General features: G+C 28.9%; 22 protein-coding genes. 13 read left to right on the top strand and 9 right to left on the bottom strand.

Going from position 1 to position 24903, the window contains the following annotated elements:
• Positions 1 to 240: 240 nt before the first annotated feature.
• Positions 241 to 1179 (bottom strand): 2-phosphosulfolactate phosphatase, encoded by a 939-nt coding sequence (comB, locus tag J2127_RS04805; RefSeq protein WP_209732430.1) that lies wholly within the window; start codon positions 1177 to 1179, stop codon positions 241 to 243.
• Between the two features lie 17 nt (positions 1180 to 1196).
• Here comB and J2127_RS04800 point away from each other — a divergent pair, with 17 nt between their 5' ends.
• The 3 genes from J2127_RS04800 to cfbA all read left to right on the top strand — a co-directional run bounded on the left by J2127_RS04800 (position 1197) and on the right by cfbA (position 3959).
• The gene (locus J2127_RS04800; RefSeq protein WP_209732429.1) at positions 1197 to 1853 is read left to right on the top strand and encodes a DUF116 domain-containing protein; all 657 of its coding nucleotides are present in this window, start codon (positions 1197 to 1199) and stop codon (positions 1851 to 1853) included.
• Positions 1854 to 2143: 290 nt separating this feature from the next.
• Positions 2144 to 3178: a TRC40/GET3/ArsA family transport-energizing ATPase gene (locus J2127_RS04795; protein ID WP_209732428.1), complete on the top strand. Its 1035-nt coding sequence runs from the start codon at positions 2144 to 2146 to the stop codon at positions 3176 to 3178.
• Between the two features lie 310 nt (positions 3179 to 3488).
• Complete coding sequence (gene cfbA, locus J2127_RS04790; RefSeq protein ID WP_209732427.1) at positions 3489 to 3959, top strand: sirohydrochlorin nickelochelatase; 471 nt, start codon at positions 3489 to 3491, stop codon at positions 3957 to 3959.
• 177 nt (positions 3960 to 4136) lie between these two features.
• Here cfbA and J2127_RS04785 read toward each other — a convergent pair whose 3' ends face one another.
• The 3 genes from J2127_RS04785 to J2127_RS04775 form a co-directional block, all read right to left on the bottom strand.
• Positions 4137 to 5519 (bottom strand): MATE family efflux transporter, encoded by a 1383-nt coding sequence (locus J2127_RS04785; protein ID WP_209732426.1) that lies wholly within the window; start codon positions 5517 to 5519, stop codon positions 4137 to 4139.
• A gap of 188 nt (positions 5520 to 5707) precedes the next feature.
• On the bottom strand, positions 5708 to 7093 hold the full coding sequence (locus J2127_RS04780; RefSeq protein ID WP_209732425.1) for an MATE family efflux transporter: 1386 nt from the start codon (positions 7091 to 7093) through the stop codon (positions 5708 to 5710).
• A 26-nt stretch (positions 7094 to 7119) separates the two neighbouring features.
• A complete protein-coding gene (locus J2127_RS04775; protein ID WP_209732424.1) occupies positions 7120 to 7578 on the bottom strand; it encodes a PadR family transcriptional regulator in 459 nt (152 codons plus the stop codon).
• Between the two features lie 330 nt (positions 7579 to 7908).
• Here J2127_RS04775 and J2127_RS04770 point away from each other — a divergent pair, with 330 nt between their 5' ends.
• Both J2127_RS04770 and glyS read left to right on the top strand, forming a co-directional pair.
• A complete protein-coding gene (locus tag J2127_RS04770) occupies positions 7909 to 8868 on the top strand; it encodes a triphosphoribosyl-dephospho-CoA synthase (RefSeq protein WP_209732423.1) in 960 nt (319 codons plus the stop codon).
• Positions 8869 to 9117: 249 nt separating this feature from the next.
• Positions 9118 to 10872, top strand: coding sequence for a glycine--tRNA ligase (gene glyS / locus J2127_RS04765; RefSeq protein WP_209732422.1), 1755 nt, complete (start codon positions 9118 to 9120; stop codon positions 10870 to 10872).
• Positions 10873 to 10982: 110 nt separating this feature from the next.
• Here the strand turns inward: glyS and J2127_RS04760 are convergent, their stop codons facing one another.
• From J2127_RS04760 to J2127_RS04745, 4 genes are all read right to left on the bottom strand, one after another.
• Positions 10983 to 11501, bottom strand: coding sequence for a nitroreductase family protein (locus J2127_RS04760; RefSeq protein ID WP_209732421.1), 519 nt, complete (start codon positions 11499 to 11501; stop codon positions 10983 to 10985).
• A gap of 242 nt (positions 11502 to 11743) precedes the next feature.
• Positions 11744 to 12307: a hypoxanthine/guanine phosphoribosyltransferase gene (hpt, locus tag J2127_RS04755; RefSeq protein WP_209732420.1), complete on the bottom strand. Its 564-nt coding sequence runs from the start codon at positions 12305 to 12307 to the stop codon at positions 11744 to 11746.
• Positions 12308 to 12514: 207 nt separating this feature from the next.
• Positions 12515 to 13924 (bottom strand): FAD-dependent oxidoreductase, encoded by a 1410-nt coding sequence (locus J2127_RS04750; RefSeq protein ID WP_209732419.1) that lies wholly within the window; start codon positions 13922 to 13924, stop codon positions 12515 to 12517.
• 307 nt (positions 13925 to 14231) lie between these two features.
• Positions 14232 to 15491, bottom strand: a complete 1260-nt coding sequence (locus J2127_RS04745; protein ID WP_209732418.1) for a THUMP domain-containing protein — start codon at positions 15489 to 15491, stop codon at positions 14232 to 14234.
• Positions 15492 to 15793: 302 nt separating this feature from the next.
• On the opposite strand from J2127_RS04745, the gene J2127_RS04740 reads away from it, so the two are divergent.
• From J2127_RS04740 to J2127_RS04730, 3 genes are all read left to right on the top strand, one after another.
• Positions 15794 to 16303, top strand: coding sequence for a DUF367 family protein (locus J2127_RS04740; protein ID WP_209732417.1), 510 nt, complete (start codon positions 15794 to 15796; stop codon positions 16301 to 16303).
• A 371-nt stretch (positions 16304 to 16674) separates the two neighbouring features.
• On the top strand, positions 16675 to 16818 hold the full coding sequence (locus J2127_RS04735) for a 50S ribosomal protein L40e (RefSeq protein ID WP_013180947.1): 144 nt from the start codon (positions 16675 to 16677) through the stop codon (positions 16816 to 16818).
• 983 nt (positions 16819 to 17801) lie between these two features.
• On the top strand, positions 17802 to 19151 hold the full coding sequence (locus tag J2127_RS04730; protein ID WP_209732416.1) for an SLC13 family permease: 1350 nt from the start codon (positions 17802 to 17804) through the stop codon (positions 19149 to 19151).
• A gap of 231 nt (positions 19152 to 19382) precedes the next feature.
• Here J2127_RS04730 and yhbY read toward each other — a convergent pair whose 3' ends face one another.
• A complete protein-coding gene (yhbY, locus tag J2127_RS04725) occupies positions 19383 to 19781 on the bottom strand; it encodes a ribosome assembly RNA-binding protein YhbY (RefSeq protein WP_209732415.1) in 399 nt (132 codons plus the stop codon).
• A gap of 437 nt (positions 19782 to 20218) precedes the next feature.
• Between yhbY and mmp3 the strand changes: the two genes are divergently transcribed.
• The 5 genes from mmp3 (at position 20219) to J2127_RS04700 (ending at position 24895) form a co-directional block, all read left to right on the top strand.
• Positions 20219 to 21760: a methyl-coenzyme M reductase-associated protein Mmp3 gene (gene mmp3, locus J2127_RS04720; protein WP_209732414.1), complete on the top strand. Its 1542-nt coding sequence runs from the start codon at positions 20219 to 20221 to the stop codon at positions 21758 to 21760.
• Positions 21761 to 22017: 257 nt separating this feature from the next.
• Entirely contained in the window at positions 22018 to 23187 is a 1170-nt protein-coding gene (locus J2127_RS04715) for a homocitrate synthase family protein (protein WP_209732413.1), read from the top strand.
• A gap of 163 nt (positions 23188 to 23350) precedes the next feature.
• Positions 23351 to 23509 (top strand): hypothetical protein, encoded by a 159-nt coding sequence (locus tag J2127_RS04710; protein ID WP_209732412.1) that lies wholly within the window; start codon positions 23351 to 23353, stop codon positions 23507 to 23509.
• A 354-nt stretch (positions 23510 to 23863) separates the two neighbouring features.
• Complete coding sequence (locus J2127_RS04705; protein WP_209732411.1) at positions 23864 to 24289, top strand: 30S ribosomal protein S19e; 426 nt, start codon at positions 23864 to 23866, stop codon at positions 24287 to 24289.
• Positions 24290 to 24541: 252 nt separating this feature from the next.
• Positions 24542 to 24895: a DNA-binding protein gene (locus tag J2127_RS04700; protein WP_209732410.1), complete on the top strand. Its 354-nt coding sequence runs from the start codon at positions 24542 to 24544 to the stop codon at positions 24893 to 24895.
• Positions 24896 to 24903: the final 8 nt, after the last annotated feature.

The following is a 24903-nucleotide window of genomic DNA, read 5'->3' as shown; positions in this document are numbered from 1 at the left end:
TATTTGTAAAAATAATTAAGTTGTAATATAAAATCATAAGTTTAAATATTTATTAATTTCTATATATTGTGATAATTCATGATAAATAAAATAGTGAATATAATAATCAATATGGGTAAAAATAAAAATATAACGATATAAAAATAAAGATATAAAAATAAAGATATAAAAATAAAGATATAGAAATAAAGATATAAAAATAAAGATATAAAAATAATAAATTAGGATATAATCCATTAATTATATTTTGTAAACATAATTCTCTTTTTGGTTATATTTGCCGACATTATCGTATATATTTTCTTGAACAGAGTATAATACATCATAAGGATATCCTTTAGCTCTCAAACCTTGGCCAGATTTTGAATTTAATATCGTATTTTTCCAGTCGAATTTTATGGTACTTCTAAGTGGAATTAATTGTTCCAATTGTTTCGTTATTTTGTTTCCAGGAATTTTCAATATATGTTCTACAATTAACGCAGCACCTATGTAATCCTCTATTGCAAAATCACCACACCTATGGCACGGAATCAGCACGATGTCTTTGTCTTTTTCAACTGCAGTATTGTATACTTCTTTTGCAACTGCTTCGGCATTATTTATTGAACCCATATAAATGTCATCTGAAATTATACTATTCAAAACTCGGGTACCATTTGTTGTGGTAAGTACTAAATTACCCCCATTTTTTGTAAATTCGGTAATTTTATTTTTATCTTTTAATATTTCTACAGGCGAATTTCCATAATCAAATTCGTCTATTTTAATGCCGTTTCTCTCGCCCATTTTGATAGAATTTGGAAAATTCATAGTTTTTTCGATACTATCTGTTATATATACTTTATCGTATAATTCTAATAATGTAGATATTGTTGTGGAGGCTCTTAATACGTCGATTACAATTGCACAATAGTTGGAGTAATCTATTTTATTATCTCCGCGGAGCGGTGCATACTGTGAAACATGGTCTAACTTAGTTAAATCTCCGGGGTTGGTTATATATACTAACTCATTAGGATTTTTATTTAATAAGTCGGTTTCTGAAGATACCTGCGAATTAGGATTATAAGAGTCATCTACACAACATTCGTCTGATTTATTATTATCAGAATGACTTTCATAGCCGTAGGCGTTATTATCATAAAAATTATGGTCAATATATATATTTACACTCATAAAATCACCGTGATAACATGGATATATTAGGATTTGGAATTCAATCATTAGGTATTGTATCATTAATTATATTATTTGTCGTTAGTACTATACTTACTTTATCAATTTTTCTAGGTTATGTGTTGATGAAAAGGGGAATTATACTATTACCTAGAGTTTCATTATATATACTAAATAATTATTACCCAATACTTTTAAAATTTTTCTTATGGATAGGTACAGAATATAGTTTTTATAATGTAGCAATAGATTTTTATAATAAATACTACCGCAAAAAATTCTTAAAATCAAAAAGGAAAGTTTTGATATTACCACATTGCTTAAGGGATTTAGATTGCCCGGCAAAGCTTGGAAAGGATGGTATTAAATGTATACACTGTAAAAAATGTCCTTTGGGGGATTTAATAAAAGCAGGCGAAGAGTGCGGTTATATGGCTACGTATATTGTGCCAGGTTCTACATTTATGAAACGTTTGCTTAGAGAATGTAAGCCTGATGGTATATTTGCAGTTGCTTGCCATATAGATTTATTTATGGGTATGAATGGAGTGTCTAAGTTAGGAATACCGGTTCAAGGTGTTTTATTACTTAAAGATGGTTGTGTATGTACCATGGTGGATAAAGAAGAAGTTATACGCAAATTAAAAGAATATTGTACTAAAGAAAATTCATAAAATAATATTTAACTTACTTAATTTACCTTATTTAACAAATCTAATCAAAAATTTTTATTTTAACTAAATCAATGAGTATAAATAGTTTAAACATAAATAACTTATAGAATTTGCAAATAATATTAACTTATTATACTCAATTACTACTGACTACTAATCGATAATTATTTAAACATTACAATAAACATTATAAAATTATAAATTTACACTACGTAATTCTAAATCTCTTATTAACAATTATTGTTATTGTTATTATCATTATTATATTTATGACACTAAAAGGTGATAATTTGGTATTCTCCAAAATAAAAAATTCTTTAAAAGGAATTACCTCAAAAAAATTAGATAAAGAAGATGGGACAACAAAATACATCATGTTCGGTGGAAAAGGTGGTGTTGGTAAGACCACAATGAGTGCAGCAACAGGTATTTACTGTGCTGAACAAGGTTTAAAGACTGTAATTGTATCAACAGACCCTGCACACTCATTAAAAGACAGTTTTGAACAACAATTTGGTCACGAACCTACAAAAGTAAACGGATTCGATAATTTATACGTTGTAGAGATTGACCCTGAAGCAGCAATGGAACAATACAAAGACAAGTTAAAAAACCAAATGGACGAAAACCCAATGATGGGTGGAATGTTAGAAGAGCAATTAGAAATGGCTTCTTTAGCACCAGGTACTGACGAAAGTGCAGCATTTGATGTATTTTTAAAATATATGGATGGAAATGAATTTGATGTAGTTGTATTCGATACAGCACCAACAGGTCACACATTAAGATTCTTAGGCTTACCAGAAATCATGGACAAATACATGACAAAAATGATTAAGTTTAAAAAGCAAATGAGTGGCATGATGAAAATGATGAAAAAATTCATGCCTTTCGGTGGCGATAACGAAGATGTCGACTATGATAAAGCTTTAGAAGAAATGGAAGTAATGAAAGCAAAAATTACAAAAGCAAGAAAAATCATGGCAGACCCTGATAGAACTTCATTCAGATTAGTAGTAATCCCTGAAGAAATGAGTATTTTAGAAAGCGAAAGAGCAATGAAATCACTCGATAAGTACAAAATACCTGTTGACGCAGTTGTTGTAAACCAAGTAATCCCTGCAGATGTTGAATGTAGCTTCTGTAAAGCAAGAAGAGGATTACAAGAAACCAGATTAGCAATGATTGAAGAGAAATTCGGTAGTAAAGTTTTAGCTCAATTAGAATTGTTAAAAACAGAAGCAAAAGGTGTTGAAACCTTAAGAGAAATTTCACACAAAATATACGGCGAAGAAGAAGCTCAAACTGAAGAAGTAAAAGCATAATTAGATTATGTTAATAGCTTTTTCCTATTTTTTTATTTTTATTTTTATTCTAATATCGTTTTTTATAATTTTAAGTATTATTGTCTTTTAATTCAAATAAGTAAGATATTTATTAAAGAAATGTTTAATATATTTTTATGTTTTGAAGTAGATAGAAAGATTTATAATATATAATAGCTACTTAAAAATACAGTATTAAAAATATTAATAAAAATAATACTAAAAATATAAAATATACAATATCGTAATACTATTTTGAATTTTAATATGTAAAATAGTGTTGCCATTAACTTAGTATGAGGTTTTAACTATGGAAGCATTAGTTTTGGTTGGTCACGGTAGTAAACTCCCTTACTCCAAACAAACAGTTACGGAAGTTGCTGATAAAATTAGAGCAAAAGGACAATATGAAGTTGTAGAAGTTGGTATGATGGAATTTAACCACCCAACAATTCCAGAAGCAATTCAAAAAGTTATAGACATGGGCTACAAAAAAATCGTTGTAACACCTGTATTTTTAGCACCAGGAAACCACACTGAAAGAGATATCCCTACAATATTAGGTCTTTTAAAAGAAGAATGCCACGATGAAAACTGCGACTGTCATGCACACAGCCATGAACACGGTCACGACCATTCACACGCTCATGCTCACGGACATGCACACAGCCATGGCGACCCTATGGATATTCCAGAAGACGTTGAAATAATCTACAGAAAGCCAATGGGTGCAGATGATAGAGTTATTGATATCGTTTTAGATAGAGCAAAAGGATTATAATTATAATTTATATAATTTAATCTTCTATCCATATTGGATTAAGATATAGTACCAATTTATTATCTTATTTTACTATTCTATTTTTAATATTTCTAAAAAATTGATAAAAACTTAATAAAAAATTATTAAAAATTATTAAAAATTATTAAAAAAAGTATTTTGTAAATTTAGTATTTATTAAAATTCAACGCTCTTTTTAGTCAATGTATCTTTTAATTTATTTATTACACGAATTCCTATAAGGTACATTATTACTACAGATACTCCGTTTCCAGCAATTATTCCCATCCATATACCTTCTAATCCATAACCTAATACGAATGCAAATACGTACGCAGCTATCAACTGCATTACAATGGCTCTAAATATGGTTAATATTAGTGAATAACGTGCTTTGTTTATTCCCTGGAACATTGCAGACGTTAACATACCTAACGGAACAACGGGGTAGAATAAGAACATATATTTCATAAATGATACTATTCCGTCGTATAAATGCGCAGAACCTTCCGAATAGGTGAATAAATACGCAATTTGAGGCGTTAATAGTAATATTACAACTGCCACAACTGTTTCACAAACTACTGCAAATTTTATAGCATATTTATAGGCTTCTTCAATTTTTTCAGGTTTACAAGCACCATATGCAGCACCCGCAACTGCTACAACACCCGCAGCAATAGCATGAAGTGGAATAACTCCCAAAGATACTATTCTCCAGCCTGTGGAATATATTGCAATCCCTGCAGTACCTCCCACAATTGCAATAATATAATTCATGGCAAACATTGATAGTGACATCGAAATTTGAGCAAGTGACGCAGGTATTCCGACTTTAAATATTTCTTTATATACTGAATATTCGGGTATTAATCGATCTTTTGAGAATTTCATGTTTACATAATTGTTTTTACTAATAAATATCCAATATGCAAATAACAAAGCAGTAACTAACATTGAAATAACCGTTGCAATTGCAGCACCTTTAATTCCCCAGCCTAATACATATATAAAGATAGGATCAAGTATTATATTTATGATGGAACCTATAACTATCGCGTACATAGGTTTTTTAGTGTTTCCTTCCCCCCTAAGTATTGAAGAACCCATATTAGTGAAGAATAATATTACAGAACCTAAAATCATAATGCTACCGTAATCATAAGCAAGATTTGAGACATCCTCTTCAAATCCTAGCCCTAAGAACATCGCTTTTAAGAACGGTATGGTAACTATTACTAATATGCCAATTATAAATGATAATATTATACTTTGTTCGGCTATTACCGACGCTTTTTCTCGATTATTTTGACCAATACGCCTTGATATGGCAGAACTAGCACCCACTCCTACACCATTGGATACAGCCATCAGTATAAAGAAGAATGGGAAAAATACCCCTACAGCAGCAAGTGAGCTGTCACCTAGACCTGCAACCCATATTGTATCTACTAGGTTGTATAGTGTCTGAATTAACATAGCAACTATCAAAGGTGTAGATATCTTAAGAATCGCTTTTTTGGGGTCCCCTAGTAAATTAGTTACGCCTTGTGTTTCCATACTTTCCCCCTTTTTTAATTAATTAGTTTTTTATATTTTCTAATTTCAATTCTTATATTACTATTGTTAAATTTATACTCCAATATTATAGTAAATTTCTTAGAAATATAAAAAAGTAATAGTATTGATATTTTAGAATGTTATTTTTACTTGAAAATTTTATATTTATATATTTATATATTAATATATTAAAATTCAATTTCTTCTTCTTTATGTAATATATTTTTTAATTTCTTTATGGTATTAAGTCCAACTGCAAATATTATTATAACAGATATTAGATTTCCAACGATTATACCCATCCAAACACCTTCTAATCCATATCCCAATACGCATCCGAATACGTAAGAGGCTAACAACTGCATAAATAATGCTCTAAAGGTAGTCATAATAAGTGATGTAGTACCTTTACCAATTCCTTGGAATAATGCAGAAGATAGCATAGCTAATGGAACTGTAGGGTAGAATAAAGTCATATATTCTAGGAATAGTATAGTTCCTTCATACAAATATGCGGAACCTTCCGAATAGGTAAATAAATATGTAATTTGAGGTGCCAATGCCAATATAACAATTGCAACTATGGATTCTATGAATACGGCAAATTTTATCGCATATTTATAGGCTTCTTCAATTTTTTCAGGTTTACAAGCACCATACGCAGCACCCGTAACTGCTACAAGACTACCCCCAATCCCTTGAAGTGGAATAACCCCCATAGAAGATATTTTCCAACCTATTGAAAATATTGCAACTCCTGCAGTACCTGCAACAAGAGCTAGGATATAGTTCATTCCAAACATGGATAATGACATAGATACGTGTGAAAGTGAGGAGGGTAACCCTACTTTAAATATCTCTTTAATTATTTCATAATTTAATTTTAAGTTTTCTTTTGAGAATTTTATATTTATATAATTATTTTGTTTAATGAGCAACCAATATGCAAACATTATACTCGTGATTGACATAGAAATTATGGTGGCTATTGCAGCACCCTTAATCCCAAACCCTAAAATGTATATAAAGATAGGATCAAGTATTATGTTAATAATAGAACCTGTTATAATGGCATACATAGGTTTTTTAGCATTTCCTTCGCCCCTCAATATTGCGGAACCCATATCGGTAAAGAAAAGTAAAATGGCACCCATAATAATAATACTTCCGTAATCATATGCAAGACCGACAACATCAGCATCAACGCCCATTAGTGAAAATATGATGTTTAAAAATGGTATTGTAAAAAGTGCTAAAATACCTATTAATAGCGATACTAGTATCCCCTGTTCTGCTATTTGAGATGCTTTATTTCTGTTTTCCTGTCCAATACGCCTGGAAATAGCAGAGCTAGTGCCTATACCCATACCTCCGGAAATTGCCAATAGCATAAAAAACACTGGGAAAAATACCCCTACAGCAGCAAGTGAGCTGTCACCTAATCCTGCAACCCATATGGTATCTACTAAATTGTACAATGATTGAATTAACATTGCAAGCATTAAAGGCGTAGCTATTTTAACTATTGCCTTTTTAGGGTCCCCTAATAAATTAGTTACTCCCTTAGTTTTCATGATCATCCCACCTTTAGTTATCTAATTTATATTTTTTTTAATTTAGCTTCGTAAATTATTTTTTCCAATTCATTTGCAAAATTTAACATACATTTGCCAATTTTCAACCGTTCTTCAGAATCTAAATTGAAATATTCAGAGTGCAATACCTCTAATATACTTCTCAATTTTGTACCGCCTGATAAATGAAATTCTCGAATATCATCTTTAGTTTTTAGAATTTTTTCTAATTTTTCAGAATTTTCCTTCAGATATCCCAAACCTAAATCGGTAATTTCATAAACTTTTTTATCGTCATGTAAAATTACTTGGATGTATTTTTTCTTAGTAAATTTTGATAAAACTGGATATACGAAGCTTGGGGATACTTTAGGTACTCCAATATCTTCCGAAATATCGCAAATTAATTTATAACCATGGTATGGCTTTTCACTGATGTGATAAAGTATTAAATATTCCATAAGTTCTTTTTTCTTTGTTTTCATAGTTACCCATATTTTATAATTTAATTATTTGATGTAATTTATATTTTGAATTTTAACTATTCTAAATAATATATCATATGATATATCAAATTATATAATATATTATATTCCTTATAACATATTTAAAGATATGTATTTTTACCTGCAATTATATTATTTTTAATGCAATTTTTACCAAATATTTTATAATAAAACAGCGTGTTATTTAAATAAATTAAATAAAGATTATATTTTTATTATGAATTACGTTTAAAATGTACAATTGCTATAAAATTAGTAAATTAGTAAATTAGTAAATTATTATAGAATTAATTAAATGGGTGTATAACAATGAATCCTTTTGATATTATGAAAGCATCACAAATGGCTTGTTGCTTAGAAGTAAGTAGTTTTAAACCGGGAAACGTTCACCGAACCCGTGATTATCATGACATAAAATATCATCATTTTATAACTTCAGGAATAGCTTTTGGAAATGCCATATATTCTGCTTCAAACATGTTTAAAGACCAGGATATAAGTATAGAGTTAGATTCAAATTCAGATTTAAAAGAATCCAGCGATTTTCAAATAAATGTTGGTAAAGCCATAAAAGAGGCAGTAGTCGAATCCGTAAAGTGGTCACCTTCCAACGCAAATTTGGGCATTATCATGTTACATACTCCAATTGCAATGGCGGCTTCAAAATTAGAAAATTTTAATTTGGAAGAATTAAAAAAATGGACGGAATATATTACAAATAATACTACCGTAGATGATGCAATAGCAGTATACGAAGCAATAGAAATTGGAATGGCATATGTAAATCCTCCTGAAGAGGGTCCGGACGTTAAAAATAATGATTCAAAAAAGGAACTCGTTGAAAAGAATTTAAACTTGTATGACGTTTATAATATATCTAAAGAATGGGATACCATTTCCAAAGAATGGGTTTCCAATTTTAAAATATCTTATGAAGGTTATGAACTTTTAAAGAATAATTATGAGAATTGCAAGGAAATACACGAAGCGGTAACGCTTACATTTTTAGAAATTCTTTCAAAATATCCTGATACATTAATAGCAAGGAAAAAAGGCATCGAATTTTCAAAGTTAGTTTCTGAAAAGGCAAAAGAGACACTCAAAAACTTTAAAAAAACTGGCGATAGAACCGTAATTTTGGATTTTGACACGTATTTATCACAAGAATCAAATAAATTAAATCCTGGGACTACTGCAGATTTAATGGCGTCAGCATTATTTATTTATTTAATTGATAGAATTTTGTCCAATAAAACAATACTTTTATAATAATTAATGTCTAAAAATAGAAAATTAAGGTTTATATTTATGTTATGAGGGTAAATGTTAGAATTAAATAATATAATTAAATAATATAAACAAATATAATAAACAAATATAACAATAGGAAATTATAATATAAACTATAATGGAAAATATAATAAATTATTCTATTAATTTTAATGAGTTTATTAATTCTGATAAAATTATAATATTAATCAAATTGATTTAATCTAATTTTTAATAATTGGTGATTAAATGGAAAAAATAGATAAAAATGAAAAATATAATAAAATAATGGATTTAATTAAAAGAAGAGGTTATTTATGGAATTCCTTTGAAATTTACGGGGGAATTGCAGGTTTCTTTGATTATGGTCCATTAGGTGCAATTTTAAAGAATAATATTGTAAATACTTGGAGAAAGCATTATATTATTAATGAAGGATTTTATGAGATAGAGGGACCTACAATAAACCCTTACGAAGTTTTAAAGGCATCTGGACACGTTGATAACTTCACAGACCCATTAGTGCAATGTAAAGAATGTAATGAATCATTCAGAGCAGACCACATAATCGAGGAAAACGTGGACGTAGATACTGAAGGTAAGACACTCGAAGAATTGCAGGCATTAATCATTGAAAATAATATAAAATGTCCATTATGTGGTGGCGAGTTTAAAGACGTTGATACCTTTAACTTAATGTTCAAAACATCAATTGGTCCAAGTGGTAAAAGAGTAGCTTTTATGAGGCCAGAAACTGCACAAGGTATATTTATCCAATTTAAAAGAATAAATCAGTTTTTTAGAAATAAATTACCGTTTGGAGCTGTTCAAATTGGTAAATCATACAGAAATGAAATTTCGCCAAGACAGGGAGTTATAAGACTTAGAGAATTTAGCCAAGCTGAAGCTGAATTTTTCATACACCCTGATAAAAAGAACTATGAGAAGTTCGAACGTGTAAAAGATATGGTTTTACCATTATTACCTTCAACAAACCAAGAAGACGAAACATTAGTTGCAGATGAAAAAATCGTTAAAATGACCTTGGGCGAAGCTGTAGAAAAAGGCGTCGTAAAAAACAAAGCTATTGCGTACTTTATTTCAGTAACTGCTAATTTCTTACTCGACGTAGGAATTGACGCAAATAAAATGAGATTTAGACAACACTTACCAAACGAAATGGCACACTATGCTTCAGATTGTTGGGACGCAGAACTTTATTCTGATAGATTTGGTTGGGTTGAATGTGTAGGGGTAGCGGATAGGACAGATTACGATTTAAAATCACACATGGCTACAAGCGGTGAAGATTTAAGTGTATTTGTTGAATATGCAGAACCTAAAGAAATTGAAACTTTTGATATCGAATTAAACTTTAAAGCATTGGGAAAAACCTTTAAAGGGGATTCAAAAGTAATTCAAAAGTTGATTTCAGAGATGGATTATAAAGAAATCGAAGAAATGGTTTCAGATATTGAAAATTCGGAAAAAGATAACAAATACTTATTAAAAGCAGACGATGGTAAAGAGTTTGAATTAACAAGCGAATATGTCGGAGCTAAAAAAGTAACTAAAAAGATAACTGGGGAAAAGGTAATTCCGCACGTTATTGAGCCATCATATGGTGTTGATAGAATAACCTACTTTGTTATTGAACACTCTTTCAACGAAGAAGAGGATAGAACATTCATGAAATTGGCACCAGCTGTGGCACCTATCAAAGCAGGTGTTTTCCCATTGGTAAATAAAGAGCAAATGCCAATCATTGCAAAAGAAATCGAAGAAACACTTAGAAATTCTGGAATAATCGCAGAATATGATGACAGTGGTGCTATCGGTAGAAGATATTTAAGAATGGATGAAGTAGGTACTCCGTTCTGTATCACTGTTGATGGTGAATCATTAGATAGTGGAACCGTTACAATCCGTGAAAGGGATGAAAGAAATCAAAAAAGATTAAAAATTGAAGAATTAGGCGATTACATCGCTAATTCTTTAAAATAATTAATATTCATTTTTATTTTAATTATTTTATTGTAATTAATTATCATTTTTTACTTTTTATTTTTACTTTTTAATTATTTTTTATTTTATTTTTTATTTTTTAAATATCATTAATATCTATGTTTCCAATCATTATAATAAACTCTAGAACTATCAAATTTCTCAACATATTCTGGTTTTTCTGCAGGATAACCTAATGAAATCAATGCAAAAGGTATTACGTTTTCAGGAATTCCTAAAATTCTTTTCAAATCACTCATAAGATTTTCTTTTGGATAAACACCTAACCAAACCGCACCTAATCCTTTATCTTGTGCTTCAAGCAATATATTTTCTGTAGCTGCAGCACAATCCTGATCCCAAAATGGATCTCCTATTTTATTGGTTCTGTCTTTATTGCAACAAACAGCAATGCAAACTGGAGCTTCCTTTAGCATTTGAGAATATGGGTGAACTTCTGTAATTTTTAACAGAGTTTCGGGGTTATCAATTACTAAAAACTCCCAAGGTCGTTGATTACATGCTGTAGGGGCATACATACCTGCTTTTAGCAAATCAAGAATTAATTCTTTTGATATCGGCTTTTCAAGATATTTTCTTATGCTCCTTCTTTCAAAAATTGCTTCCATAGTATCACCTACTATTTATATATTAAATTATTTGATTTTTGATATAAATATTTGGTGAATTAAATAGTCAAATAGTCAAATATTGTTTAAAATAATTAAAATACTCAATATATGGCAAAAATAGAATTATGGCAAAAATAATATAAATAAAATAGAAATAAAATAGAAATAAAATTAAAATATAATAAATTAATTAAAAATAAATTAGAAGTTATATGTACAAATATATTAGATTTAAATAATTATTTTGATTCTAAAATTACTACACCGTTTTCTGTAACTTCTATTTTAACTAAAGTTTGTACATCGTAGCCAGTTACTTCTTTAACTTTTGCTTTTCCATCTCCTCTTTCAATTACGCAAACAATATCTACTATTTCAGCACCTGCTCTTTCAAGGGCTCTGATGACTGCAATTAATGTTCCACCGGTTGATAAAACATCGTCTACGATTGTAACTCTATCTCCTTTCTGAACACCGTTTAAATACAATTCTCCTTTACTGTATCCGGTTTCTTGATGAACAGGAACTTCCCCTTCTAAGAAATACTGTCTTTTCCTCATAACTACGTAAGGAATGTCTGTCGACATTGAAATAGCTGTAGCAATAGGAATTCCCATAGCTTCTGCAGTTACTATCTTGTCAATGTTAGTATCTATTTTTTTAATTGTTCTTGTAGCAACATCTCTCAATAAATCTGATGTGAATAAAGGCACGCCATCAGCTATGGGATGTATGAAGTAGTTATACTCTCCTCTTTGGATTATAGGGGAACTTTCCAATGTTTCATCTAAAACTCTTTTCAAATTTTCACCAGTTTAAATTAATGCAAAATTTTGTTCATATTCGGTACTTTTCGAGTACTTTTAATTATTTTTAAAATTCTAAAACAGATATTAAATAAGTTATCTTTATTAATTTCAAAAATATACGAATAATATACGAATACAGTAAGATATATTTAAACATTTTTAAACTTTTCTATAATATTAAAAAATATAAATATTGTTATATTATAATTTAGGTGGTAAATTATTTTGATAAGTGTTTTTGAATTCCGAAAGCATCATTTCAACAGAGTACGAAGCCCTAGTTACGCCCATACTACGAGGGTCTGAATCTGTACCTACCACATAGAAGTTATTTTTAATTTTGGGATATACAAAGAACTGATCTATTGCACAAGAGGCGTGTTCGGGAATTGTTTTCTGAATATGTAACATATCAACCTTATCAAGATTAATATTTAATTTAGTTTCAATTGACATAATTGCATCTTCTTCTTTGCTATTTACAAATGAGAAGCCCATCAAATGTTTTCCTTTTGGAGCAAGCCATGGGTCATAATTGGATGTGGTTGTAGCCCAACACGGATAATCAACCCAAACCTCAGAACCAATATACGGGAAGTAATTTTCTTCATCGCCCACCCATATAGTGGTAGATTCTGAAAATTTAATATTTTTGAATTTTTCATCATATTTGTTGACTTCTTCAACATTCTTAACAACATTAGGGATTGTAACAGCAGGTGCGGAATAAATTATGACATCTGCTTTATAAATATCGTTTTTAGTGTATACATAATACGTATCTTCTTCTTGAATGATTTTTAAAACTTCTTCATTGGTTTTTAAAGTTGTATTTCTCATAGAATTGCATACACAATCGCAAATGGATTGAACGCCACCCATTGGATAGCCTTGGCTACCAAATCTAGCTTCGCCCATAAATTTAGTAATATATTTTTTAGATTTATTTTTAATCGATTTTAATAGTCCATCATCCACCATATTCCAAAGTCTTCCTGAATCAAATTTCTTAGAAATTGATTTACGTAATGGATTTATCCTTAAATCATTATATATAAATGGGATTATATCATCTTCTGGAATGTAACCCGCACCGGTGAACAATCTCCAAAGGGGCGTTTTATCCATTCCTTCACCACTTAAGAAGTACGAGAACGTGTCAAAAAATTCCAACGTAGGATCACTAAGATTTAAATCTTTAACAATATCATATACCGAAGCTTCTTTATCAAATCCAACGGTCATAAGGTCTATAATTTTTGAAGTAACTAATAATTTATCTTTGTGAGGTATTACGGCTGTAGTCATCCATTCGTGCATAGAAACAGGTATCTTATGAAGTTGATCTGTTCTTATATAGTATTCTCCATAAGGTTTGAAGTTTGGAAGATATTGAGAATACTTATCTAAAAGTCTAGTTAACGGTCCGTTATTTAGCATCGTTATTGCATGAACTCCAATATCTACAGTATATCCGTCAATAGTTTCACTTCGACATAATCCTCCGATTTTATCGTTTTTTTCAAGTACTAATACGTCATGACCTTCTTTTTCAAGGGCTAATGCTGAAAGTATTCCGGAGGTTCCTCCTCCTACAACTATGATTTTCATGTTATCACACCCTCCATTAGAAACTGTCTTTAATAGTGTTCCTAATCATAATGTAAACGTAGAAATTATTATAAACTTTATAATACGCTATAATATAATTTTTTGTATATATGTAGATTATGTAAATTATATATTTATGTAAATTGTTACTATTTGGCATAATTAATATGCTATATTAATATGCTATGATTTTATTTATAATTTTTTAAAACTTTAAATTATACTTTAAAATAGAAATTAATCTTAATTAGAATGTGATAGATTGTAAATTATAGTAAATTATATTATCAATAGAGTAATTGTATAATTACTCTAATTTTTTATAGACATGTATATATCTAGTTAAACTTTTATGTACTTTTATAGAATACAGTTCTACTAATTCTAAGTTTAAATCCATGATACATGGTGCTGCAAAGGACATGTAACCGCCTTTTTTTAATAATAAACATAATTTATCAAATATTTCAGACATGTCTCCTTTTTTAGATGTCGAAATACCATAAGGTGGGTCGGTAACCATTGAATCTACTTCGGATATCCCCAAAGAGTTAATATATGATTTAGCCTCATTTGCATCGAGTTGCTTTATACAAATTACTTTATCGTTTAAATCATATGTTTCTAAATTTAATTTGGTACCATTCACCATTTGATAGTCTATATCACTACCTATTAAGTTACAACCTATCAATCCAGCTTCTATTAAAAAACCGCCAGTTCCACAAAATGGGTCGTACAATACATCATTTTCATTAACGCGAGATAGATTAACAATACATCGGGCTAATTTTGGCAATATACAACCAGGATGGAAATAAGCACGCATGTGGGGTCTATTATGCTCAAAATACTCAACATCTCGTTTTGACACAACTATAGATAAATAAATCCTATCTTTTAATACCATAACTTTAACTATCCAGTCGGGATTTTTCAAGTTGACTTTTAAATTTCCTTGCATTTTTTGGCTTACTATGCTCCCAATATGTCTTTCAATAGGCATAGTTTTTAAAGTACTATTTTTATACAATTTTTGGACCCTAACTGCAAAAGAACCGCTTATTTCTGGAATTTCCATATTTTCAAGCAATTCATAAATGTTATTTACAACATCATCTGCACTTAGTACGTTTGAATCATTAATATCTTCATTTTCACAATATTCTGATTCATATAGTATTTTATGAGCTTCATTTACATAACCTGCCCTATTTATAATTTTAACTAATGTTTCACAACTTAAATTTTCATTGTATATTACATAGTTTGACTTATTCGGGTTTTCTTTGTTATGTACTGCATTATCTGAAAAATTACAAAATAAATTATCTTCAATATATTTTTGAATGCTTAATCCTTCAGAATTTCCTTCAGAATTGGCTATTTTTTTTGAATCATCTGATATATTAAGTTCTAAAAGTGCTTTTAGCTCTGCAAATGGCAGTTCAATATGCTCACCGCTTAATAAAAAAGCAGTTTTATAATTAAATTTATTTAAATTTCCTATTTTATTTTTAAAATCGTCTGATTTAGTTAATTCCGTGTTATTAGATAATATGTCCATATTTGCACCAATTATATTTAATATATATTTAATATAAATTTTAAATTGTATAATTCATAAATGTATTATATTTTAATAATAATGAATCGTATAATTGTTTAACAATAATGATATACTACATGATATATATAATTCTTTAAATATGTGTAATTTATAATAGAAATATAATAATTAATAAAAAATACATACAATTTAGTATAATTTACAATAACTTAAATCTTAGTAGAATATATCGTAATATTATAATACTATAATATCATATCTTGACTTATAATCTACTAATACACTTAATAAGGGATTTTATGAATTTATACATTTATCACGCTAAGCAATGTGACCCAAAACGTTGCACCGCTTTAAAAATGGGTAGGATGGGGTATGCAAAAATACTTACAAATCCTAAAAGACTACCGAGGAATGCCATATTACTTAACCCCTATGCTGAGAAAACAGTATCTTTTGAAGATAGGGATATTATCGAAAAAAATGGGATTATGGCATTAGATTGCTCTTGGAAACAAGCTGAACAAGTATTTAAAAAGACAAATTCGAAAACACAACGTAGTTTACCTTTTTTAGTTGCAGGAAATCCAGTAAATTATGGTAAACCTTGTAAACTCACGACTTTGGAAGCTACAATAGCCACTTTATATATTGCAGATTATAAAGAGGAAGCTTATGAACTTTTAAATGGTTTTAAGTGGGCTCACACCTTTATAGAATTAAATAAAAAATTGTTGGACTTTTACTGTGGTAAAACGTCTGATGAAATTATTGAATTCCAAAAAGAGCTTTTAAAGGATGTTAAATAACCTAAAAAATATAATAAATACAAATTTTTAATCAAAAATACATTTTATTAATTTTTAGCAATAATATTATTTATATATTATAATGGATAATATCTTACTAAATTAATAATATTGGTACACTTTAAGTAATACTTATATAGTACAATGGTAATGTTTAAATATCTTATGAAACAATACCTATGAAGATATTTATTATACATTATATTGCTATACAATTGTTATACAATATTTATTTATATTGGACGTGTATATTTATTATAAACAATGATAAATTATGATTTAGCATATAATTTTGAATTTTAAGTCTGAACAAAATTTAAAATTGGATATAATAATAGATATTGAATAAAACACAATTAAATGGTGAAATTATGGCATTTGACGAAGCTATAAAAAGAGTTTTTACAAAAAAGATTTGCATGAAATGTAACGCAAGAAATGCTTGGAAAGCTACAAAATGTAGAAAATGCGGTTACTCAAATTTAAGACCTAAAGCTAAAGAAGCAAGAGCATAATCGAGCTACTTTGAATATAATTACTAATTTTTATATTTTTTATTAACTATTATCATATTTGTTTACTATTTTTGATTTTTTCGTTTAATTTAATTTAGTTTATTCTACCTCAGTCGTAGTTTAAATATTAGTTTTAATTCTTTTATTTATATTTATAAATCTATAAATTTATAATAAAATAGTATTATAATAATACTATCTCCGATATTTTATTTTAGTAATATTACTATTTTGGAATTTTTATTCGTTTTGTATTATTTTTAGAATGATATTTCATAAAAATAGTGAAATTAAATAAATAATAATATATATTATTAGCACAATGTTATATTAGATGTTTTAAAACGTCGCTAATTTTTCTGTTTTGAATTTGTTATCTTTCTATGCTATGAATTTGTAATCCGGGGTGATTACAGTGGATAGTATCGAAAAATGTCAAAACAATTTCTTGAATATAGTAACTATTATAATTAAAATCTTTAGATTGCTAACTTACTTATAAGCATATGAGTAATAAATTAATCCGTATATTCTTTAATTGAAATATACTTAAGATTATTAATTTTGTTATTATTCTGAGATTTAAACTGTGAAATATTAATATTTTCGAAGTTTTAGGCTATAAAAGTGAATTTTAAACCATTAATTTAAAAAAATTCGCATTTTTGTGAATTTAAGGGCATTTAAAATATAAAAAAGAATATACTAATTAAATTTAATTTAATATTTACTTCTGAAACAAAATAGTAATATATAAAAATATCGTCCTATAAAATAATAAAAATAGAGACAATATTAAAAATAAATTAAGTTAAATAAACTAAACTATGTAACCTAGTTAAAAAAATTCTTAATATATTTAAAATAATTAAAATAATTAAAATAATTAAACTGTAAAAGATGGCGTATAATTTTTATTATTCAATTGAATTATAAATTCGAGGTGAAATGGACATATGGTATAGAATAAAGGAGGTGTAAATTTGAAAAAAGCAATAGTATTTTTTATAATATTTTTATTGGCCATAGGAGCCACAAAATACGCATTTAGTGGGGAAAGTACCGAGGACTTAAAAGCTGGCGACTTTCATCAGGAAAAAGCAATATTAACACTTATAATTTTAGTAGTTGCAGCAGCAATGTTTTTTACCGAAGCAGCACCATTGGCAGTAACCGCGATGTTAGTGCCCGTAGCGCTGAGTTTTCCCGGGATAGATATACTATCGAGTGCAGACGCATTCAGCCAATTTGGGAATAAATGGGTAGTATTGTTCATGGCAGCCTTTATATTGGGTGACGCTGTGTTTAGAACCGGCTTTGCAGATAAAGTTGGACAATTAACCGTTAAAGGTGCGGGAAAAAATAAAAATTTATTATTAATATTAGTTATGACAGCAGTCGGTGGAATGTCAGCATTTTTATCAAATACTGGAACTACTGCGGTATTCATTCCTATAGTAATGGGAATATGTGCTTCTGCAAGTATAAGGCCGGGTAAAATATTGATGCCGATGGCTTTTGCAGCGTCTTTGGGTGGTACTATGACTTTAGTAGGTACGCCACCAAACGGTCTTGTAAATAGTACGTTAGAACAAGCAGGATTGGCACAATTAAGTTTCTTTGACTTCGCACAGATGGGTCTCGTACTATTTGTTGCAGGAATTTTGTATTATGCGTTAATAGGGCATAAATTTTTACCTGATTCAGATTCTGAATCTACATTTGAGGAAGGAGATATTGTATATAGGCGAGAAAAAATGTGGGTTTCTATGCTTATATTCTTGTTTGTATTATTGGCAACGGTTTACAATGTAATTCCAATTACTACGGCATTTATGTTAGGGGCTTGTTTAGTAGTTATAACAGGCTGTATAACAATGCAAGAAGCCTTTAATAGTATTTCATGGACAACTATATTCTTATTTGCAGGTATGTTGTCATTAAGTATCGCATTAACAAATACGGGTGCGGCAGCAATGATTGCAAACATCTGTGTTGCACATATTACATCACCAATGGCTTTATTGGCGGTTACATATGTATTAACGGCAATAATTACTAACTTCATGTCGAATACTGCTACAGCAGCTTTGGTAATGCCAATAGGGTTAGCTTTGGCAGATGCGTTTGATGTAAGCGCTAAACCAATATTAATAGCAATAGCTATGGCGGCTTCAGCTTGTTTCCTTACGCCAATTGCTACGCCACCAAATATGATAGTTTTGGGGCCTGGCGGTTATAAATTCAAAGATTACTTTAAAGCAGGCTGGCCATTACAGTTAATTTGTGGAATATTGGTAATAACAGTAACACCATTAATTTGGCCGTTCTAATACCATAAATTGGTTATGGCTAATCTGAAAAATAAATAAAATAAAATATACCCAATCTTTTTTGTTATATCTATTTTAAAAAACTTAAAATTAAGTTATAAAATGATATAAAAATATATGATAAATTAATATAAATTAATATAAATTATAATAAATTAATATAAATTAAAGTAAAATAAATATTGTAAAAAAAAAGTTTATTTTAAGTTGGATTTGATTAATTGGTTATTATTATCTATCCATAAGGTGTTTTCTTGAACGTAAACTCTCGAATTCTTCGATATATTTATCTCCAGTTTTAGCAGTTTTTGGCTTGCATGTCGTGTATTTTTTCCAGCCTTCTTTTGGCTTAAATAATGTAACAACATTACCTACGATTGAAACAACTTCTGAATCTGTTGAATCCGTTATTATTTTGGCAATTTCGTCTTTTTCCATGCCTTCTATTGCACTTTTTCTGATTTTAACTTTTATAAGGCTTTTATCTTTTAATTGCCTTCTTACTTCTTCTATAACCTTCTCAACGCCTTCTTTTCCAACCCAAACAACTGGTTCTATAGCCTGGGACTGGCTTCTGAGTATTTTTTTAGCTTTTGAGGTTATAACTTTGTTATTTTCTTTTGAATCCATATTATCACCGATAAATAACTATAATTTTAATATAACTTATTATAAAAGTAATAAATTAACATATTTAATTTTAAAGTCTTAACCGCCGTTATTTGACGTATTGCAAATAACAAGTTAGATTTTAATATAATAGACATAGTATAGTAGAATTATTTCTATAATTATTTATTATATAATATATATAATATACAGTTGATACTTATAAATTAATATCAAAATAATATTATTATATAAACAATGTATGTTTAATTATATATTCTTATTGAAAATTGCGATTATTTAAAATATTTAAGTTAAACATTTATTCCAATCTATATATTATAAAATTAGTATATAAACATATAATCATATAAAAATTATATAAAATTATATAATATTATATAAAATTATATTTTTCAATTATTAAAGTTTATTTTTAGTATCTGGGAGCGGTTAATATGGCAAATAAAAAAATTAAAATAAAATTAAACGATGTAGAAAAAGAGTTGGAATCTAAGGGCTCCTTAACATTAGGAGAAATTATCGAAGGGGAGCCTTATCTCGAAAATTCGAACATAGCCATAGTTAAAGGAATTAAACAGGAAATATCCGAAAGTGCTATGAAATACAGGGTAAAAACTACAGGGGGGGCTTTTATATTAAAAGTAACTGAAGAAAGCTCAGTAGTTGACTTTTGGAATAAAAATTATAAAAAATTTGAAGATAAAAATTTACGATGGAAATCAGTTTCTGATGTAGCTTTTGGTAATATAACAATTGAGTTAGATGTAAATACGGAATCAGCGGATTTTGAACGTTGGGATGTATTATTAAGTATTTCAGGTCTTGATAAATCAGAAGGACACTTAGTATTTATGAGAAAAGATAATACTGAAGCTTATGGTCTTCACAATCCTAAATTAGGAATTTTAATCGGCGGTAAAAGACAATTGGCTAATTTGAAACCTTCTGACAAAATTATATCAATAGATTTACTAAGGGAATCAAAAGAATCTGTGGACTATGAAGTTACAAATGATTTAAGTACTATAATAGAAGATGGCTGGGAAATTTATACATATTGTGAATTAAACTTAAATGGTCCTGCTAAAACAACAGAGCACGCGCTATCTATCTTTGAAAATGGATATATCGAAGTTTCTCAAAGTTCCAATACGTTTATATCTGATTCAAGACTACAAACTTTAAAAATAGATGATTTAAATACTTTACCTCGTGAAAAAGGTACAATAACCGTTAGAAATACGGGTGTAGGTATGGGTAAGGTATACATCTACAAAGAAAGCAGAACTTCTTCATTATCTCATACAAATATTGGAAAAGTTATAAATGGTCAAGAATTGGTTAATTTCTCAACAGACGGTATTATTACAACAATTTCTAAGCCTGAACGTATTAATTTAATTGGAAAATCCATAAAAGACGCTTTAAAGGTTTTAAATGAGTATAAAATTGAATTAGAGAATAAGGAAGATTTCTCAGATTCAGATGCCGAAAAAATAATTGTGGAGCAAACTCCAAATTATACCTTAGATTTATTGGATGCCAAAAAAGTCTCCATAAAAGCAGTTAATCCTGATAATATACTTCATATAAGGATATATGATAAAGAAGCACCAAAAAGTGCCTGGTACTTTAGAAAATTAACCGGACTAACTACTAAAAGAATAGGTGTTCTCAAGACATACTTTACACACCAAGATATGGCGATGTTTGAAAGAAATTTGGAGTATGCAAAAGCTTTATTGCCTGAAAATACACCAAAAGAAAAATTAGATGGAAATAAAATTGCTATTACAAATATGGTTAAGAAATATAAGGGATATGCGGGAATTAGGACTAGTAGTAGTGATAAATATGGACCTACCGGGGAAACTTTCGAAGGTACGAACATTGTGGGCGAAATTGTGAAAAATGAAAGTGTTTTAAAAAGTTTAAAACCAAAAGATGAAATATACATATACGAGGAAATTGAATAAAATAATTATATTTATATTTATAGTTATATTTCTAATTTCTACCTTATGAAAAATTATTAATACTATTAAACATCATTTTGATATTTAATAAACATTATTTCTAAACATTAAAATATTTTTTAACTTCGCTATTATTTTTATAAATATTTAAGCTATTTTAAAATATGAAACAATAATTAAAACAATAATTAAAACACTAATTAAGTGATTGTCAAATTAATTTAAACAGTAATTGCAAGAATTGGGAGGAATTCTTTATGGAATGGAAAGCCACATGTCCTTATAATCCTAAATTAGATTTAAAGGACTGTTATTTATACGATACAACACTTAGAGATGGTGAACAAACACCGGGAATATGCTTTACAAAAGAGCATAAGTTGGATATTGCTAAAAAGCTTGATGATATGGGTGTTAAACAGATTGAAGCAGGTTTCCCCGTAGTATCTGCTTCTGAAAGAGATATTATCAAGAGCATATCTTCTGAAGGCTTAAATGCAGAAATTTTGGCGCTTTGTAGGGTTGTAAAGGATGACATCGATAAGGCTTTAGAATGCGATGTAGATGGTATTATCACATTTATTGCAACATCTCCTATGCACTTGAAATATAAATTACACAAAGAATTGGATGAAGTAGAGCAAATGGGAATGGATGCCATTGAATATGCGAAAGACCACGGACTTTTCGTGGCTTTTTCAGCAGAGGACGCAACAAGGACTCCTATTGAAGACATACTTAGAATTCATAAAAATGCAGAAGAGCACGGAGCAAATAGGGTGCACGTAGCAGACACTGTGGGATGTGCTACACCTCAAGCTATGAATTTTATATGTTCAGAATTAAGTAATACTCTTAAAAAAGCACATATTGGCGTACATTGCCATAATGATTTTGGTTTAGCAGCTATTAACTCCATATATGGACTTATGGGTGGGGCAAAAGCTGTATCAACTACCATAAATGGTTTAGGAGAACGTGCAGGAAATGCACCTTTAGAAGAATTCGTAATGACTTTAAAGGCACTTTACGAGCATGATATGGGTTTAAAAACTGAAAAATTAAAATCATTGTCTCAAACTGTTGAAGAATATTCTAAAATAAAGTTAGCAGAAAATAAGCCAATAGTTGGTAATATTGTATTTTATCACGAAAGTGGAATTCATGTAGACGCCGTTTTAGAAAATCCATTAACATATGAACCAGTATTGCCTGAAGTAGTTGGACAAGAGAGAAAAATCATATTGGGTAAACATTCTGGTTGCAAGGCAGTAGCAAGCCGATTAATGGAACAAGGAATTGAAACAGATAGGGAGCATTTATGGGAAATTGTTAAAAAAACTAAAGAAACCCGCGAAAGTGGCGTAGAAATAACAGACAATGTATTTAAGGACATTGTACATCAAATATTGGATGATAAAAAATAATTTACGTAAATTGCGAATATACTGTAAGATATTTAATATTTATTACATATCTATTTATTAAATACATTTATCATATAATATTATTATAAATAGGGGAATTAATTAAATATTATATAGAATTATCGTAATTAATATGATATTTATAAAAAGTAATTGTGATAACATGTTTGATTTTGTATCTATAATAGGAGTACTCATCGTAGCAATTATAGTTTGGGTATTATTAAGTTTATTCTTCAAAACAATGAAGCTAATGATTAAAGTTGCTTTAATTTTGGTTATTGTATTAGTTATAGCTCATTTTGTATTGGGTATTTTCTAAATTTTTTTATTTATTATTTTTATGTCATATTTTTTTAATAAGCTTATAATAACAATGATATAACAACGGCATTATAAAATTTTTTAACGAATCAAAAACTTTTAATTTATCAGATAATAGCTATCAAAGCTTAATTTATCAGATAATGGCTTATAATTTGGTGTATGTCCATTATATCTCAATTATATCAATATTATATCACTATTATTAGATGGGGGAAACTATTATATACTTGTACTACATAGTAAAACTGCTCGGTATTTAGGAAAGATTAATAATATATTTATTAGTTCTACGAATCCATGATCGTCAGCTATTCGAACGATGGATCATATTAGAAAAAGAGGTGTTTACATGGTAACAGTTTACGAAGTATCTCCAAACGAATTAATTGAAAAATTAGCAGAAGAATTAAAAGAAATGGGCGTTCAAGAGCCAGAATGGGCATTATATGTTAAAACAGGTGCACACAAAGAAAGAAGACCAGACGATTCAGACTGGTGGTTTGTAAGATGTGCTTCAATCTTAAGAAAAGTTAACATGAACGGACCAGTTGGCGTTGAAAGATTAAGAAGTGCTTACGGCGGAAGAAAAAACAGAGGATGTGCTCCTGAAAGATTTGTAAAAGGTAGCGGTAACATCATCAGAAAAGCTTTACAGGCATTAGAAGCAAAAGAGTTAATCTTAAAAGCTGAAAATGGCGGTAGAATCATTTCACCAAAAGGACACGCATTATTAGACAACGTAGCTAAAAAAGTTTCAGACGCTTCAAACGAATAATTATTCAACACTACAAAATGATTGCATTTAAATTTAAATTTTTAATTAAACATTTAAATAAACTTTTAAATTTAAAATACTGCCATAATATTAGCAAATATGTAATTACAACTTTAAAGCTTTTAATTATTTAAATGGCTAATATTATATAGTTACATAGATAATTATAATACAAGAGTTACGGTATAATTATATTAATGTAACATAATAAATTCAATATTATGCAATTATTGATTGGTAGTTGGTGATTATATGGATCCTGAAGAGATAAAAAGGCAAAAGTTAGCAGAAATGCAACAAAGAATTCAGAATGACCCTGAAGCTCAAGCACAAATGCAACAGCAACTTGAAGAACAAAGGGCACAACAAGAAATGCAAAAACAAAAGATAATGAGACAAATATTATCTGAGGAAGCAAGGTCAAGATTGGCAAGGATAAAAATGGCAAAACCTCAATTTGCAGAACAAGTTGAGTACCAATTAATTCAATTAGCACAATCTGGAAGATTGCCTATTCCTTTAGACGATAACAACTTTAGAGTTATTCTTGATAAAATTCATGAAAGCGCTAAACCTAAAAGAAGTTTCAGCATAACAAGACGTTAACTTTGTGA

It is taken from the genome of Methanococcus voltae (assembly GCF_017875395.1).
Taxonomy (GTDB): Archaea; AGJL01; Methanococci; order Methanococcales; family Methanococcaceae; genus Methanococcus; species Methanococcus voltae_C.
Note: the sequence above shows the minus strand (reverse complement) of the source record. Positions and strands in the feature narration are given on the sequence as shown.

What these genes read in the sequence shown, in the direction of transcription:
- J2127_RS04710 (WP_209732412.1), top strand. Translation starts at nt 23,351, where the DNA reads ATGTTTGATTTTGTATCTATAATAGGAGTACTCATCGTAGCAATTATA.
- J2127_RS04780 (WP_209732425.1), bottom strand. Translation starts at nt 7,093, where the DNA reads ATGAAAACTAAGGGAGTAACTAATTTATTAGGGGACCCTAAAAAGGCA.
- J2127_RS04715 (WP_209732413.1), top strand. Translation starts at nt 22,018, where the DNA reads ATGGAATGGAAAGCCACATGTCCTTATAATCCTAAATTAGATTTAAAG.
- J2127_RS04800 (WP_209732429.1), top strand. Translation starts at nt 1,197, where the DNA reads ATGGATATATTAGGATTTGGAATTCAATCATTAGGTATTGTATCATTA.
- cfbA (WP_209732427.1), top strand. Translation starts at nt 3,489, where the DNA reads ATGGAAGCATTAGTTTTGGTTGGTCACGGTAGTAAACTCCCTTACTCC.
- J2127_RS04770 (WP_209732423.1), top strand. Translation starts at nt 7,909, where the DNA reads ATGAATCCTTTTGATATTATGAAAGCATCACAAATGGCTTGTTGCTTA.
- J2127_RS04760 (WP_209732421.1), bottom strand. Translation starts at nt 11,501, where the DNA reads ATGGAAGCAATTTTTGAAAGAAGGAGCATAAGAAAATATCTTGAAAAG.
- J2127_RS04775 (WP_209732424.1), bottom strand. Translation starts at nt 7,578, where the DNA reads ATGAAAACAAAGAAAAAAGAACTTATGGAATATTTAATACTTTATCAC.
- glyS (WP_209732422.1), top strand. Translation starts at nt 9,118, where the DNA reads ATGGAAAAAATAGATAAAAATGAAAAATATAATAAAATAATGGATTTA.
- J2127_RS04700 (WP_209732410.1), top strand. Translation starts at nt 24,542, where the DNA reads ATGGATCCTGAAGAGATAAAAAGGCAAAAGTTAGCAGAAATGCAACAA.
- J2127_RS04705 (WP_209732411.1), top strand. Translation starts at nt 23,864, where the DNA reads ATGGTAACAGTTTACGAAGTATCTCCAAACGAATTAATTGAAAAATTA.
- J2127_RS04740 (WP_209732417.1), top strand. Translation starts at nt 15,794, where the DNA reads ATGAATTTATACATTTATCACGCTAAGCAATGTGACCCAAAACGTTGC.
- J2127_RS04785 (WP_209732426.1), bottom strand. Translation starts at nt 5,519, where the DNA reads ATGGAAACACAAGGCGTAACTAATTTACTAGGGGACCCCAAAAAAGCG.
- J2127_RS04750 (WP_209732419.1), bottom strand. Translation starts at nt 13,924, where the DNA reads ATGAAAATCATAGTTGTAGGAGGAGGAACCTCCGGAATACTTTCAGCA.
- yhbY (WP_209732415.1), bottom strand. Translation starts at nt 19,781, where the DNA reads ATGGATTCAAAAGAAAATAACAAAGTTATAACCTCAAAAGCTAAAAAA.
- J2127_RS04735 (WP_013180947.1), top strand. Translation starts at nt 16,675, where the DNA reads ATGGCATTTGACGAAGCTATAAAAAGAGTTTTTACAAAAAAGATTTGC.
- mmp3 (WP_209732414.1), top strand. Translation starts at nt 20,219, where the DNA reads ATGGCAAATAAAAAAATTAAAATAAAATTAAACGATGTAGAAAAAGAG.
- J2127_RS04745 (WP_209732418.1), bottom strand. Translation starts at nt 15,491, where the DNA reads ATGGACATATTATCTAATAACACGGAATTAACTAAATCAGACGATTTT.
- comB (WP_209732430.1), bottom strand. Translation starts at nt 1,179, where the DNA reads ATGAGTGTAAATATATATATTGACCATAATTTTTATGATAATAACGCC.